12 protein-coding genes and 1 tRNA gene are annotated in these 13,328 nt (G+C 68.6%); 9 read left to right on the top strand and 4 right to left on the bottom strand.

The window, feature by feature from the left end; genetic code table 11:
• Positions 1–2: 2 nt before the first annotated feature.
• The 3 genes from NC7_RS17545 (at position 3) to NC7_RS17535 (ending at position 4,168) form a co-directional block, all read left to right on the top strand.
• A complete protein-coding gene (locus tag NC7_RS17545; RefSeq protein ID WP_067984430.1) occupies positions 3–2,213 on the top strand; it encodes an acyl-CoA dehydrogenase family protein in 2,211 nt (736 codons plus the stop codon).
• A gap of 128 nt (positions 2,214–2,341) precedes the next feature.
• Complete coding sequence (locus NC7_RS17540; RefSeq protein WP_067984428.1) at positions 2,342–3,052, top strand: TetR/AcrR family transcriptional regulator; 711 nt, start codon at positions 2,342–2,344, stop codon at positions 3,050–3,052.
• A gap of 114 nt (positions 3,053–3,166) precedes the next feature.
• Positions 3,167–4,168 (top strand): AurF N-oxygenase family protein, encoded by a 1,002-nt coding sequence (locus tag NC7_RS17535; RefSeq protein WP_067984426.1) that lies wholly within the window; start codon positions 3,167–3,169, stop codon positions 4,166–4,168.
• Between the two features lie 18 nt (positions 4,169–4,186).
• Here the strand turns inward: NC7_RS17535 and NC7_RS17530 are convergent, their stop codons facing one another.
• Positions 4,187–4,831: an MBL fold metallo-hydrolase gene (locus tag NC7_RS17530; protein ID WP_159372888.1), complete on the bottom strand. Its 645-nt coding sequence runs from the start codon at positions 4,829–4,831 to the stop codon at positions 4,187–4,189.
• Positions 4,832–4,999: 168 nt separating this feature from the next.
• The gene (locus NC7_RS17525; protein WP_236573555.1) at positions 5,000–5,431 is read right to left on the bottom strand and encodes a DUF6326 family protein; all 432 of its coding nucleotides are present in this window, start codon (positions 5,429–5,431) and stop codon (positions 5,000–5,002) included.
• Positions 5,432–5,579: 148 nt separating this feature from the next.
• Between NC7_RS17525 and NC7_RS17520 the strand changes: the two genes are divergently transcribed.
• Both NC7_RS17520 and NC7_RS17515 read left to right on the top strand, forming a co-directional pair.
• Positions 5,580–6,707 carry a sensor histidine kinase gene (locus NC7_RS17520; protein WP_067984420.1) on the top strand — a complete coding sequence of 376 codons (1,128 nt, stop codon included), beginning with the start codon at positions 5,580–5,582 and terminating at the stop codon, positions 6,705–6,707.
• Positions 6,704–7,360 carry a response regulator gene (locus NC7_RS17515; protein WP_067984418.1) on the top strand — a complete coding sequence of 219 codons (657 nt, stop codon included), beginning with the start codon at positions 6,704–6,706 and terminating at the stop codon, positions 7,358–7,360. Before NC7_RS17520 ends, NC7_RS17515 begins: the two co-directional genes overlap by 4 nt.
• Before the next feature lie 155 nt (positions 7,361–7,515).
• On the opposite strand, the gene NC7_RS17510 is transcribed toward NC7_RS17515, so the two are convergent.
• Positions 7,516–8,379: an NAD(P)-dependent oxidoreductase gene (locus tag NC7_RS17510; RefSeq protein WP_067984416.1), complete on the bottom strand. Its 864-nt coding sequence runs from the start codon at positions 8,377–8,379 to the stop codon at positions 7,516–7,518.
• Positions 8,380–8,484: 105 nt separating this feature from the next.
• Between NC7_RS17510 and NC7_RS17505 the strand changes: the two genes are divergently transcribed.
• Positions 8,485–8,829, top strand: a complete 345-nt coding sequence (locus NC7_RS17505) for a winged helix-turn-helix transcriptional regulator (RefSeq protein WP_067984413.1) — start codon at positions 8,485–8,487, stop codon at positions 8,827–8,829.
• Positions 8,830–9,303: 474 nt separating this feature from the next.
• Here the strand turns inward: NC7_RS17505 and NC7_RS17495 are convergent.
• Positions 9,304–9,377, bottom strand: a tRNA-Arg gene (locus NC7_RS17495).
• Between the two features lie 134 nt (positions 9,378–9,511).
• Here NC7_RS17495 and NC7_RS17490 point away from each other — a divergent pair.
• The 3 genes from NC7_RS17490 (at position 9,512) to NC7_RS28590 (ending at position 13,262) form a co-directional block, all read left to right on the top strand.
• A complete protein-coding gene (locus NC7_RS17490) occupies positions 9,512–11,593 on the top strand; it encodes a bifunctional copper resistance protein CopD/cytochrome c oxidase assembly protein (RefSeq protein ID WP_067984409.1) in 2,082 nt (693 codons plus the stop codon).
• Between the two features lie 53 nt (positions 11,594–11,646).
• Complete coding sequence (locus NC7_RS17485) at positions 11,647–12,564, top strand: serine/threonine dehydratase (RefSeq protein ID WP_084458577.1); 918 nt, start codon at positions 11,647–11,649, stop codon at positions 12,562–12,564.
• A 128-nt stretch (positions 12,565–12,692) separates the two neighbouring features.
• Positions 12,693–13,262 (top strand): single-stranded DNA-binding protein, encoded by a 570-nt coding sequence (locus tag NC7_RS28590; protein ID WP_084458559.1) that lies wholly within the window; start codon positions 12,693–12,695, stop codon positions 13,260–13,262.
• Positions 13,263–13,328 lie beyond the last annotated feature (66 nt).

Raw genomic sequence — 13,328 nt, 5'->3', positions numbered from 1 at the left:
TCATGGCGCGCAACAGCTATGAGCTCGGCGTGGGCGTCAGCGAGGACCACCTGGCCCTCGCCGACGCGGTGAGCGGCTTCGTCGAGCGCACCATCACCAGCGAAAGCGTCCGGGCGGCAGTCGAATCCACCGAGAACGGCAAGCTGCCGTACTGGGACGCCCTCGTCGGCCAGGACCTGCTCAGCCTGCACATCGCCGAGGAACTCGGCGGACAGGGCGCGGGACTGCTGACGCTGGCCGTCGCCCTCGAGCCGCTGGGACGCGGCCTGCACACCGGTCCGTTCGTGCCGACGGCGCTGGCGAGCGCGGTGCTGGCACAGGACGGGGGAGCGTGGGCGCGCGCCCAACTGCCCGGTCTCACCGACGGTTCGCGCACCGGTGCGGTGGCGCTGTCGTCGGCGCTGACCGGTGTGCTGCGCGACGGCGCGCTGATCGTCGACGGCACCGCCGACGGCGTGCCAGGGGCGGCGTCGGCGGATGTGCTCCTCGCACCGGTCACCGTTGACGGTGCGCAGCGCTGGGTCGCCTTCGACAACGTGGAACTGACCGTGAGCAGGCAGGACAACATCGATGTCCTGCGCGGCGCCGGACACCTCCAGGTCGACGCGGTCGAGGTGCCCGCCGAGCGGGTGCTCACGGTGAGCTCGACCCGGGTGCGCTCGGTGGCCGCGGTCGTACTCGGCGCCGAGGCTGTCGGCGTGATGTCGTGGTGTGTCTCCACCGCCGCCGAATACGCCAAGACCCGCGTGCAGTTCGGTCGCCCGATCGGGCAGTTCCAAGGTGTGAAGCACAAGTGCGCGCACATGGGCATCGCCCTGGAGAAGGCCCGCGCCGTGCTGTGGGACGCCGCGTACGCGCTCGATCGCGACGACGACACCGCCGACTACGCGGCCGCGATCGCCGCGCTGATCATTCCCGACGCCGCCGTCGAGGTGGCCCAGGACTGCATCCAGGTGCACGGCGGTATCGGCTTCACCTGGGAGCACGACGCGCACCTGTACTACCGGCGCGCGCTCGCGTCGCGCGGTCAGCTCGGTGGGCGCGACGAGCGGGCCGAGGCGGTCGCGGGGTACGCCTTGGCGGGCACGACCCTGTCGAACGAACTGGAACTGCCCGCCGAAGCCGAGCGGATCCGGGCGGGTATCCGCGCCGAACTGGCCGAGATCGCGGCGATCGACGACGAGGACGACCAGCTCGTCGCCCTCGGCGACGGCGGCTGGAACCTGCCACACCTGCCCCGCCCCTACGGCCGTTCGGCCTCGCCCCTCGAACAGGTGGTGATCTCGCAGGAGATCAAGGCCTCCGGTATCGCGATGCCGCAGCTGCTGATGGGGACCTGGGCGGTCGGCGCCATCGTGCCGCACGGTGACGAACGGCAGAAGCGGGAACTGGTCGTGCCGACCCTGCGCGGTGAGTACGTGTGGTGTCAGCTGTTCAGCGAACCGGGCGCCGGGTCCGACCTGGCGAGCCTGACCACCAAGGCCGTCAAGGTCGACGGTGGCTGGCGCGTCACGGGTCAGAAGATCTGGACCACGGTCGCGCAGTTCGCGCAGTGGGCGATGCTGATCGCCCGCACCAGTCCGGACAAGCCGAAACACGAGGGCATCACCTACTTCGTGCTCGACATGTCGAGCCCGGGTATCACGGTGCGCCCGCTGCGGGAGATGACCGGGTCGGCGCTGTTCAACGAGGTGTTCCTCGACGACGTGTTCATCCCGGACGAGAACGTGGTGGGCGCGGTCGACGACGGCTGGCACGTGGCCCGCACGACCCTGGCCGGTGAGCGGGTGGCACTGAGCCAGAAGATGGAGGCCTACGCCACCGACACCGACCTGCTGCGATTCGCGATCGGCCGCGACCTGTCGCCGGTGGCACGCTACCGGGTCGGCGAGCTGATGGCCGAGAGTCGCGCGGTGGACGTGATCGGTTCCCGGGTGGTGCTCAAGCAGCTGTCCGGCATCGATGTCTCCACCACGTCGAGTGTCGGCAAGCTGCTCGGAATGGGTCTGGGACAGGCGATCTCGGAGTTCATCGTCGCCGAACTCGGGGTCGCGGGTGTGGTCTCGGTGCCGGGGGAGCGCAGCGATCACGCGATGGAACAGCTCATCGCCGGTCGGGCGACCACCATCTACGGTGGCACCACCGAGGTGCAGCTCAATGTCATCGGTGAACGCATGCTCGGGCTCCCGCGCGACGCGGCGGCGAGCGCGTAACCGTGCCGACCAGCAGCGGTCGTCTGCCCGGCTGTCATCACGTGACAGCCGGGCAGCGGCGCCGAAGCGGCGTCGCAGGCCCGGTCACGGGCACATCGACGACCGATCTCGCGGTGTAGGGTCCGACTGTGCCGAATCCGCAATCCACCGCACCCGCTACCTCGTCCGATGGTCGATCGCAGCGGTGGGACGGGCACAAGGCCGAGCGACGTGACCAGATCCTGGCCGCCGCCGTCGTCGCCATCCGCGAGGGTGGTGCGCGGGTCGGCGTGAAAGACATCGCCGAACGGGCCGGTGTCCCGCGCTCGGTGGTCTACCGGCTCTTCGGCGACCGCGACGACCTCGACGAACAGGTGCGCACCCGGATCATCTCCGAGGTGATGACGCGGCTGACCCCGGTCCTCAGCCCGGAGGGCACGGTCGGCGACGCGGTCACCCGGGCGGTCGAGACCTACATCGGCTGGATCGTCACGAACCCGCACCTGCACCGATTCCTGGCGGCCGGATCGAAACGGGTCGTCGGCACCTCGCCGTCGGTCTCCGACGCGCGCACCGCGGTCGCGGTGCAGACCGCGCGGCTCTTCGCGATCAGTATCGCGCGCCACGGCGGGTCCACCGAGGTCGCCGAACCGATGGCGTTCGGTCTGGTCGGCATGGTCGACAACTCGGTCAATCGCTGGCTCAGCCGCGGCATGCAGCCGCTCAGCGCCGACGAACTGTCGCGCGTGCTGCAACGCTGGATCGTGAACACCATCGCCGTCACCATGGCCGACGTCGGCGTCGACGTCGACGCGCAGACCCCGGTCGCCGACCTCTTCGGCCCCGACCAAGATAACTGAGACATCAAATCCCACTTACCTATTGTGTGGGACGTCGATCTCACTTACCGTGAGAGCACGCGGCTCCGACCGGCGAGACTTCGTGATGCCGCACGTCCGATAGGGGTTCCTCACATGACCAGATTCGCTCAACGACCGCCCGCGCCGCAGGACGACCAGGACTACCGGGAGCGTCTGCGGCTGCTGTCGGAGGGATCGGTCACCCGGCGGTTCGATCCCTATCTCGACATCGACTGGGACGCACCCGAGATGGCGATCGACCGCGACGACCCGCGCTGGGTGCTCTCGCCGCAGGCCGACCCGCTCGGCGCGACGAGGTGGTACCAGCAACAGCCCCTCGCGCGGCAGATCGCGATCGGCCGCTGGCGGCAGGCCAACGCCATCCGGGTCGGCGCCGCGTTCGAGAGCATCCTGATCCGCGGCATGATGCAGTACGTCTTCAAGCTGCCGTACAACTCGCCCGAGTTCCGGTACTGCATGCACGAGATGACCGAAGAGTGCAACCACATCCAGATGTTCCAGGAGCTGGTCAACCGGATCGGCGAGGACGTGCCAGGCATGCGGCCGGTGTTCAAACTGATCTCACCGTTCATCGGTGTCGCCGGTGGCTACGCGCACACCATCCTGTTCATCGGCATCCTCGGCGGTGAGGAGCCGATCGATCACTACCAGAAGGCCGTGATCCGCGAGGGCGCGAACGTGCCGCCGGTACTGCACCGCTGCATGGAGATCCACATCGCCGAGGAGGCACGCCACATCTCCTTCGCCGGGGACTTCCTGCGCGCGCACGTCTCCCGGATGAACGCCCCGATACGCTTCCTCCATTCGCTGGCCTTCCCGATCGCCATGCAGTGGCTGGTGAACGAGCTCGCCGCGCCACCACGGGAGATGGCCCGCATCTTTGACATCCCGAAATCGGTGATGCGCGACGCGTTCTGGCAGTCACCGCATTCGCGCGAACTCAAGGCCGGATATTTCGGCGACATGCGCGCCCTGGCCGGTGAGCTCGGTCTGATGAACCCGGTCGCCGTCGGTTTGTGGCGTGCGTTCGGCATCTACGGTCCGCCCACCCGGTACCGCAGCGAACCCGAACGTCGTGGCGCCCGGAACCGCTGAGCACTCTGCGTCGGCCGGTCAGACCGTGATCGGCGCGTCGAGTTCGAGGCGCTGGTAGCGCACGGTGTCGGGCAGCAACCCCGCCAGTTGGTCGGTCAGGGTGCGGCCGACGTCGTCGAGGTCGCCGTCGTGGATGGGGACGACGAGGCCCGGCCGGGTCGCGTCGACGTAGTCCACGGCATCGGCGTAGCGCATCCAGGGCCCGCTCACCGGCAGGAACAGCACGTCGAGGGCGGTGCCGTCGGGCAAGTCGGGGAAGGCGTCGCCGGGGTGCAGGATCCGGTTGTCGATCAGGTAGGCGACATTGGGGGAATCCGGCAAGCTGGGGTGGATGGCGGCATGGTCACCCACGATCGGCCGCACCGCGAAGCCCGCGATGTCGAAACGGGTGCTCTCCACGGCCCCTTCGAGCTGGCCGCCCGCGGCGACCAGTTTGTCGATGACCGGTTGCGGTGCGAGCACCCGGGTGCTCGGTCGCGCGGCCGGCGCGGCGGTCACCCGCGCGATATCGACGTGGTCGTCGTGGTCGTGGGTGATCAGAAAAGCCGCCACGTCGTCGAATGCCTGCGACGGTGCCAAGGTGCCGGGGTCCACGACCACCACGCCGTCCCCGACCGTCAGCCGCACTGTCGAATGTCCCAGCGACGCAATCGAAACACTCATCCTGGTTCTCCCGTTCCGCGAAGTGGGCGATGCCGTGCTTCGGCTCGGTGAGCACCGTGATCCGCTCATCGGCGGCGGTCGTACGGAGCCGAGGGGAAGTTCAGACCGCGCACTAGCGCACCCTGCTCGCGGGTTCTCGCTGCCTACGACGGCCACGTCGAGGAGAATTCAGCCGCATGCGCGCCAGGTCCAGGCGTACCGCAGGATGAGGACGAGCAGGATCAGTTCCAGCGCGACGCCGAGGCCGTAGAAGAACAGCCAGGATTCGCCCAGTACGTTGAAAGCCGTCACGGGAACATAGAGCGATGCCACGGTGAGGTTGGCGAAGCGGTTCACCCTGGCGGGCAGCGTGATCGACAGCACGATCATGAAGATCGGGACGGCCATCAGGATCAGCGCGGTGGTCGAAAAGGTTTGGGAGAGGTCGAATTCGAAGACCTTTCCGGCGAGGATGTCGTCGATGACGCCGGGCGTGAAGAAGTTGAGAATGTCCACGTAGGCGTACAGGAACATGAGGCTCGTCCACGCTGCGGCGAGCTTGGCGCGCACCGGCATCGGCTGGTCCTGCGGGGTGGTGCTGGGTTGCGGGTTCGTCATCATGGGCTCCGTTGAGTAGGTAGGTCCACGATCGCCCGACCTGGCCTCGAACACACCGGTCCGGAGGTCGGAATGCCCTGGCCGATGGCATGATCTCGCTCTCGTACTTTCGACGGATACGCCGGGGAGCGCCGGTCCCTATGCTGAAGCCGTGGTCACCGTCTGGCATGAGCCGCGGGCCGCGGACGCCCCACCCATCGGTCGTCTCGACTGGCTGGTGGCAGGCGTGCTCGCGGCCGCCGCCGTGGTCGAGAGCGTCGCTCGGCCCGACCTGCCCTGGCGACCCCTGGTCACGGTGTTCACGCTGGGGTTGATTCCCGCCCTGCTCTGGCGCCGCCGCGGCCCCCTGATCGCTGTCCTGGTCGGGTGGGGCGTCGCCGGGCTGCTCGCGATCCTCCAGGTGACCGCGCACACCCAGGACCTCGGCCTCTACGCCATGTCGGCCGACCTGATCCTGCTCTACTCCCTGGTCCGGTGGGGTTCGGGACGGGAGATGGTGGTTGGCACGGCATTCGTGACCGTCGTCGTCGCGCTCGGGATGTACGCCTCCGCCGCGGGGTGGGCCGACGTTTTCGGCGGAACCGTCCTCCTGTTGTTGTTCGTCGCCCTCGCGGCGGTGTTCCGCTACCGGGCGGATCTCTGGCGTCGTCAGCGGCACGAGATCCGCAATCATGAGCGGTTGGCGCTGGCGCGCGAGCTGCACGACACCGTGGCCCACCATGTCTCGGCCATCGCGGTGCAGGCGCAGGCCGGGCGCGTGGTCGCCGGAGTCCAGCCGGAGAAGGCAACCGAGATCCTGGCCGCGATCGAGTCCGAAGCGTCGCGAACCCTGACGGAAATGAGGACCATGGTCCGGGTGCTGCGTGCGGACGAAGCGGTCGCCTTGGCACCCCAGCCGGGTATCGCGGACCTGCCCGGGCTGGCACGCACCGGCGCGACACCCGTCGTCGAGGTGTCGCTGGACGATTCGCTGACCCGGCTGGCACGACCCGTGGACGCCGCCCTCTACCGGCTCGCGCAGGAGTCGCTGACCAATGCCGTACGGCACGCCCGGAGCGCGACCCGCGTCGAAATCGACGTCCGCCGCGAGGGTGACGCGGTCAGGTTGCGTGTCAGCGACGACGGACAGGCCGACCCCGGACCGGCCCCGAAGCCAGGATTCGGCCTGCTCGGCATGGCCGAACGCGCCCAGCTCCTCGGCGGATCGCTCTCCGCCGGGCCGGGGGCCGAGGGAGGCTGGGTGGTCGAGGCCGTACTGCCTGGGGAGGCGCTGGCATGAGCATCCGTGTCGTCGTCGCCGACGATCAGGACCTGGTCCGGACCGGGCTGGTGATGATCCTGGGCGCCCAACCCGACCTCGAAGTCGTGGGAGAGGCGGCGGACGGGCTCGCGGCGCTCGACCTGGCGACCCGGCTGCGTCCCGACGTCCTGCTCGTCGACATCCGAATGCCCGGCCTCGACGGCGTCGAAGTGACGCGGCGCCTGGCCGGTCCAGGCGTCCCGGACCCGATGGCGGTCGTCGTGATCACCACCTTCGACCTCGACGAGTACGTCCTCGGCGCCCTCCGCGCGGGCGCCCGCGGCTTCCTGCTCAAAGACGCCGGACCGCAGCTGCTCGTCCAGTCCGTCCACGCGGCGGCCGACGGGGACGCGCTGATCGCCCCCAACGTCACCCGCCGACTACTGGCCACCTTCGCCGACCAGGCCCCGGCGGTACCGGCCCAGCCCATCGACCCGCTCACCGACCGCGAGGAGCAAGTGCTCGCCCTGGTTGCCCGCGGCCGCACCAACGCCGAGATAGCCACCGAACTCTTCGTCGGCCTGAGCACGGTCAAGTCCCACGTCGCCGCACTGATGACCAAACTCGGCGCCCGCAACCGCGTCGAGATAGCGATATGGGCATACGACACCAGGCGTATGCGAACCAGTTGACGGGCGCACCCGGTGGGCTTCGGTGGCGATGATCCCGATCGCCGCGTAGCCGATGCAGATCAGCCCGTCGCATTCGAACTCCTCGAGGATCTTGTTCAGCGATGAGTGTCAGCGCGACCGATCGAGTGCAGTGGGGGCGTCGGTCGGTTGTCCTGTCAGCCGCGTAGAAGGTCGACGACGCCGGTGGTCGACTCGTTCCCGCCGCCCTCGGCGACTCGGCGCTCCATCAGTTTCATGAAGGGCTCGAGAAGTTCCGGGCTGACGCCCTGTTCCAGGGCGGTACGTCGTAGCGTGTCGTTTGTCGTAGCCATCATCGCCAGGTTCGACTCCACACCTTTCGTGTAGTCCCCGCTCGCCAGCTGCGCGGCGGTGCCGTAGGCGTACCCGGCCATCGCCTGTTGGTAGGCCACCATGAGTGGCGCGAATTCGATCGGGGAGATGTCCTCGCCCCCGATGAGCGCGAACGCGTGTGCGGCGCCGGCGAACATGCCCCACATCGCGCTGAGGAGGGCGATGTCGTAGAGGGCTGCGAATCCGGCGTCCGTGCCGACGTAGTTCACTCCGGCGGGCACCGCCAAGGTCTCGGCATGGGTCTCGTGCAGCTGTGCCGAACCGCTGTAGAAGACATAGGCACCGGAGTCGGGGGCGCCGATCATGGAGGGAACGGCCATGATTCCGCCGTCGAGGAAGCCACCGCCGCGCGCGGTGATCCATTCGGCGAGCGCACGGGCCTCGGCGGGTGTGCTCGTGGTCAGGTTGACGATGTCGCGGCCGGTCAGATCGACGCCGTCGAGGGTCGCGCGCACCGACGCGTCGTCAAGGAGACACACCACCACGAGCGTGTTCGCGGTGACGGCGTCAGCGACGGTCGCGGCGACCACTGCCCCCTCCGGGGCCCGCCTGGAACTGCGGTTCCACACGGTGACTGTGTATCCCGCCGCGAGCCACGAACGGGTCAGGGCCGAGCCCATGTCGCCGAGCCCGAGGACGGTGAGCGCATTATTTTTGTTGTCGGACATGCGGTTTAGTGTTGGCGCGGCCCCCGGGCCGAACAAGTACGCACAGTGAAGTGGGTACGCACTCCCGGGATAGCGGACAGGTAGAGGGAAGGAACCATCGTGCCGATGACACGCAAGCCGGGCGCGTACCGATGCGGACTCGACGCCACCATGTCGGTACTCAACGGCAAGTGGAAGATGATGATCCTCTGGCCGCTGAGCGAACGCCCCCACCGCTTCGGCGAGTTGCGCCGTGCGGTGGACGGCGTCACCGAGAAGGTCCTCACCACGCAATTGCGCGAGTTGGAGGCCGACGGGATCGTCCATCGGAGGGTGTACAACGAGGTGCCGCCCCGGGTCGAATACTCCCTGACACCGCTGGGCGAGCTCCTCAACAGCGCGCTGCTCCCCTTGGAGGCCTGGGGTCGCGAGCACCTCATGGGTGAAGATGTCGTCCGAACCGGTTCCTGAGCCGGTTCAGCCGTACCAGCCCTCAACAGAGTTGATGGCTTCGGTCCGCCGAGTTCCTGTGGAACACGCGCACGAGCTGAGACATCTTGGACGGGAACTGCTGCAAGCTTCGGTACTGCCGGTGAGCGAACTCCGGCGTCAGGGGCTTCCGGGTCCGCTGATTCAGGCGGTTCAGGGTGTGCTCGATGTAGCCCCCGAGCACAGAACGTGTCAGGGATAGAGAGTTGGCGGCAGGTCCTTGCTCACGAGGTACTTGCGGAAGTAGCCGACGTCCCTGGAGTAGGTGTCGATCGTCCCCTTGGACTTGATCTGCTGTCGCAGTTCGCTCATGAAGTCTTCGAGGAGCTCGTCAATATCGTCCAGATCCTGACCTATGCAGGCAGTCTATCTGCGAAGTTCCTGGCTGTTAAAGCATTGTGCCGAGAATGAAGACGGCTCCTGACCGGCAATCTGTGCAGGTCAGGAGCCTTTTTGCGCCCCCGGCAGGAATCGAACCTGCGACCTAGGGATTAGAAGGCCCTTGCTCTATCCAACTGAGCTACGGAGGCAGACGCATTCACCTTTGTCGATGTCGGCTTCGGTGTCCAGCGCGAAAAGTATAGCGACCGACCGGGTGGTGGGCGGGGTCGGGAGCGACGACCCATGGGCGCGTGGGGGAGGGGGCCGAACTACCCTCGTTGACATGTCGTTATCGCAAGACCGCTCCGCAGGAACCGTCGGCGACGGCGCTGGACCGGCGGAGACGGCTCGGGCGGGCGCGACGGGCGGCGGTGCCTCGGCGGGTGGGCGGACGTTCGGTGCGCTCGGCGTGATCGCGGGGGCGGTGGCCGCGGCGGTCGCGGCGATCGTCGTCGCGTTGTCGGCGGCGCAGGCGCTGAGTTTGCTGGGGATTCCCGATCCGGGCGCGCTCACCACGTACGGATTGCCCGCGTTGCGGGCTGTTGCCGACCTGGCCGCCGCGGTGACGGTCGGTTCGTTGCTGTTCGCGGCGTTCCTGCTGCCGCCGAAGGACAGCGGGTTGCTCGAGGCCGGTGGGTATCGGGCGGTGCGGCGGGCCTCGGACGCGGCGATCGTCTGGGCGGTGTGCGCGGCGTTGCTCGTTCCGCTGACGGTGTCGGACACGACGGGTCAGCCGGTGGGGTCGATCTGGCGGCCCGAGGTGCTGTGGCCGGTGATCGCCCAGGTCGAGGTGGCGGGTGCCTGGCGGACGACGACGTTGCTGGCGCTCGTCCTCGCGATCGGCTGCCGTTTGGCGTTGCGCTGGAGTTGGACGCCGATCCTGCTCGCGCTCGCGATCGCCACCATGATGCCGTTGGCCCTGACCGGACATTCGTCCTCGGGTGGTTCGCACGACGTGGCGACCAACTCGCTCATCCTGCACATGATCTCGGCCGCGGTATGGGTCGGTGGGCTGGTCGCGGTGCTGGCTCACGCGCTGCGCGGCGGGGCGGACACCGATGTGGCCGCGCGTCGTTTCTCGCTGGCCGCGACCGTCGCGATCGTGGTCATCGCGCTCAGCGGTGTGATCAACGCCTGGGTTCGCGTTCCCGCGGCCGATCTGTTCACCACGACATACGGCAGGCTCGTGCTCGCCAAGACGGCGGCTCTGGTGCTGCTCGCGGGCGTCGGTTTCCTGCAGCGGCGGGCCGCGTTGCCCGCACTGGCGGCCGACGCGCGCGATCGCGCCGCGCTGATCCGGTTCGCGGGCGTGGAGATGCTGATCTTCGCCGCCACGATCGGGCTGGCGGTCGGTCTCGGACGGACTCCGCCCCCGCCGCCGACCGCCGTGCCGACGCCGACCGAGGTGGAACTCGGCTACACCGTCGACGGCCCGCCGACCGTCGGCAGGTTGCTGTTCGACTGGCGCTTCGACCTGATCTTCGGGACGCTCGCCATCGTGCTCGCTGTCCTCTACCTGCTCGGCGTGCGCAAGCTGCGCGCGCGTGGCGACGCCTGGCCGCTCGGCCGGACCATCGCCTGGTGCAGCGGCTGTCTCGTGCTGCTGCTCGCCACGTCCTCCGGTGTCGGCCGGTACGCGCCCGCCATGTTCAGTGTGCACATGGGCGCGCACATGGCGTTGTCGATGCTCGCGCCGATCCTGCTCGCCCTGGGCGGTGCGGTGACCCTCGCCCTGCGCGCGCTCTCGCCCGCCGGTCGCGGCGGGATTCCGGGACCGCGCGAGTGGATTCTCGCGGCGGTGCACAACCCGATCTCGCGTTTCCTCACCCAGCCCGTGGTCGCCGCGGTGATCTTCGTCGCCGGGTTCTACGCGCTCTACCTCGGTGGGATCTTCGACGCCTACGTGGATTCGCACGCGGCGCACCTGATGATGAACGCGCACTTCCTCATCAGCGGTTATCTGTTCTACTGGGTGGTGATCGGCATCGATCCCAAACCGCGTGAGGTGGCGCCGTTGACCAAGCTGGCCATGGTGTTCGGCACCCTGCCGTTCCACGCCTTCTTCGGCATCGCTCTGATGAGCATGACGACCGTGCTCGGCGGCTGGTTCTATCGCACCCTCGACCTCGGCTGGAATATCGACCTGCTCGCCGACCAGCGCAACGGCGGCAGCTTCGCGTGGGCGAGCGGTGAGGTGCCGCTGGTCGTGGTGATGCTGGCGCTGCTGATCCAGTGGTCACGCAGCGATCAACGGCTGGCCAAGCGCACCGACCGCGCGGCCGACCGTGACAACGACGCCGAACTCAACGCCTACAACGCGATGTACGCCGAGCTGGCGCGGCGCGACCGTGGGGTGCGTCCGTGACCGAATGCGGTACACCGGCGAGCCAGACGAGCCGACCGGTCAGGGTGCCGCGCGTGCTGCGAACCGATGTGCGCACGGCGCGGCGTCGATTATCGGGTCGGGTGCGCAAGACACCGGTTTTCCACACCAGTGTCGACGGGCCCGACGGACCGGTGCCGGTATCGCTGAAGATGGAGTTCCTGCAGCACGGCGGCACGTTCAAGGTGCGTGGCGCGTTCAACGCGCTGTTGGCCGAGGAGTCGGCGGAGCATGTCGTCGTCGCCTCGGGTGGCAACGCCGGGATCGCGTTCGCCCTGGCCGCGGCGCAGCTCGGCAAGGAATGCACGGTCGTCGTGCCCGAATCCGCACCGCACACGAAGGTCGCCGCCATGTGGGCGCACGGCGCCGAGGTGCTGTGGCACGGGGCGACCTTCGCCGAAGCCGAACGGCACGCGGTGACACTGGCCGCCGAACGCGGCGCCGGACATCTGCACGCCGACGACATCCCCTCGGTGGTGGCAGGTGCGGGCATCATCGGACTCGAGCTGGAGGAACAGGTGCGTGGGCGGCCGCCGGTGCTGGCGGCGGTCGGATGCGGCGGCCTGATCGCCGGGCTCGGTGCCGCGCTCGGCAAGCGGCGCCAGATCGTCGGCGTGGAATCCGAGCACACGCCCGCGCTGTCGGCCGCGCTCGCGGCGGGTAAGCCGGTGGAGGTGGCCGCGCCGTCGGCCGGTGACGAACCGATGTGCGCGACCCGCGTCGGCACCATCGCCTACGACATCGCCAGCCGTCATCAGATGCGTGCGCTCGGCGTGGCCGACGACGCGGTGACCAGGGCGCGCGAGTACCTGTGGCGCGAGTTCCGCGTGGTCGTCGAACTGGAGGGTGCGGCGGCGTTGGCCGCGGTGCAGAGCGGGGCCTACACCCCGGAGCCCGGCGTACGCCCGATCGTGGTGTTGTGCGGGGCGAACACCGAACTCCCCGTGTTCTGACACGGTAGATCTCCACAACCCGCGAAGTTGTCCACAAATCGCGTCGGCGTCGGTGCGGCGGTGCCTGTCTGATCCATCCTTGGATGGTCAGAGCAACAACACCGAAAGTCTGAGCGGGGGCGGTTTCGATGTACGAGGCGAATGCGACGGTGATCGGCACGGTGGTCAACCACCCCGTGCGACGGGATCTGGCCAACGGCGAACAGGTGGTGTCGTTCCGGATGGCGAGCACCGCACGCCGGTTCGACCCGACCTCGGGCGAATGGGTCGACGCGGGCACGCTCTATCTCACGGTGAGCTGCTGGCGCAGATTGGTCACCGGGGTCGACCGGTCACTGCGCCGGGGTGACCCGGTGATCGCCTACGGTCAGCTGCGTTCGCACGAATACCGGGGCAAGGACGGCGGCGAACGGCGCGACCTGGAGATGCGCGCCGTCGCGGTGGGGCCGGACCTCGGCCGATGCAGCGCCACGATCCAGCGGCGGTCGGAGGCGCCACGATTCACTCCGCACCCGGTGCGGAATATTTCCGAGCATCAGGGCGCTGCACTGTCGGCTGTCACACCGCGGGCGGCGGAGGGCGAGTATGCGCCCGAGGGCCGCTCTGCCGTAGCCTCTACGTCCGCGGCGGATTCCCTCCCGGCGCGCTCGCCGGACGAGATGCCGATCGAAGGCATCCCCGCGCAGGTCGACGCCTGAGGGTTGGTCCGCGGCACCGGCCCGCTCCGCATCGCATCCCCGTTACCCGCACCGATAGGCTTCCGT

This window comes from Nocardia caishijiensis NBRC 108228, assembly GCF_001612825.1.
In the GTDB taxonomy this organism is placed as follows: domain Bacteria; phylum Actinomycetota; class Actinomycetes; order Mycobacteriales; family Mycobacteriaceae; genus Nocardia; species Nocardia caishijiensis.
Note: the sequence above shows the minus strand (reverse complement) of the source record. Positions and strands in the feature narration are given on the sequence as shown.

Excerpts from the sequence above, each read along its gene's own strand:
- NC7_RS17545 (WP_067984430.1), top strand. The coding sequence starts at position 3 with ATGGCGCGCAACAGCTATGAGCTCGGCGTGGGCGTCAGCGAGGACCAC.
- NC7_RS17535 (WP_067984426.1), top strand. The coding sequence starts at position 3,167 with ATGACCAGATTCGCTCAACGACCGCCCGCGCCGCAGGACGACCAGGAC.
- NC7_RS17530 (WP_159372888.1), bottom strand. The coding sequence starts at position 4,831 with ATGAGTGTTTCGATTGCGTCGCTGGGACATTCGACAGTGCGGCTGACG.
- NC7_RS17525 (WP_236573555.1), bottom strand. The coding sequence starts at position 5,431 with ATGATGACGAACCCGCAACCCAGCACCACCCCGCAGGACCAGCCGATG.
- NC7_RS17515 (WP_067984418.1), top strand. The coding sequence starts at position 6,704 with ATGAGCATCCGTGTCGTCGTCGCCGACGATCAGGACCTGGTCCGGACC.
- NC7_RS17510 (WP_067984416.1), bottom strand. The coding sequence starts at position 8,379 with ATGTCCGACAACAAAAATAATGCGCTCACCGTCCTCGGGCTCGGCGAC.
- NC7_RS17505 (WP_067984413.1), top strand. The coding sequence starts at position 8,485 with ATGACACGCAAGCCGGGCGCGTACCGATGCGGACTCGACGCCACCATG.
- NC7_RS17490 (WP_067984409.1), top strand. The coding sequence starts at position 9,512 with ATGTCGTTATCGCAAGACCGCTCCGCAGGAACCGTCGGCGACGGCGCT.
- NC7_RS28590 (WP_084458559.1), top strand. The coding sequence starts at position 12,693 with ATGTACGAGGCGAATGCGACGGTGATCGGCACGGTGGTCAACCACCCC.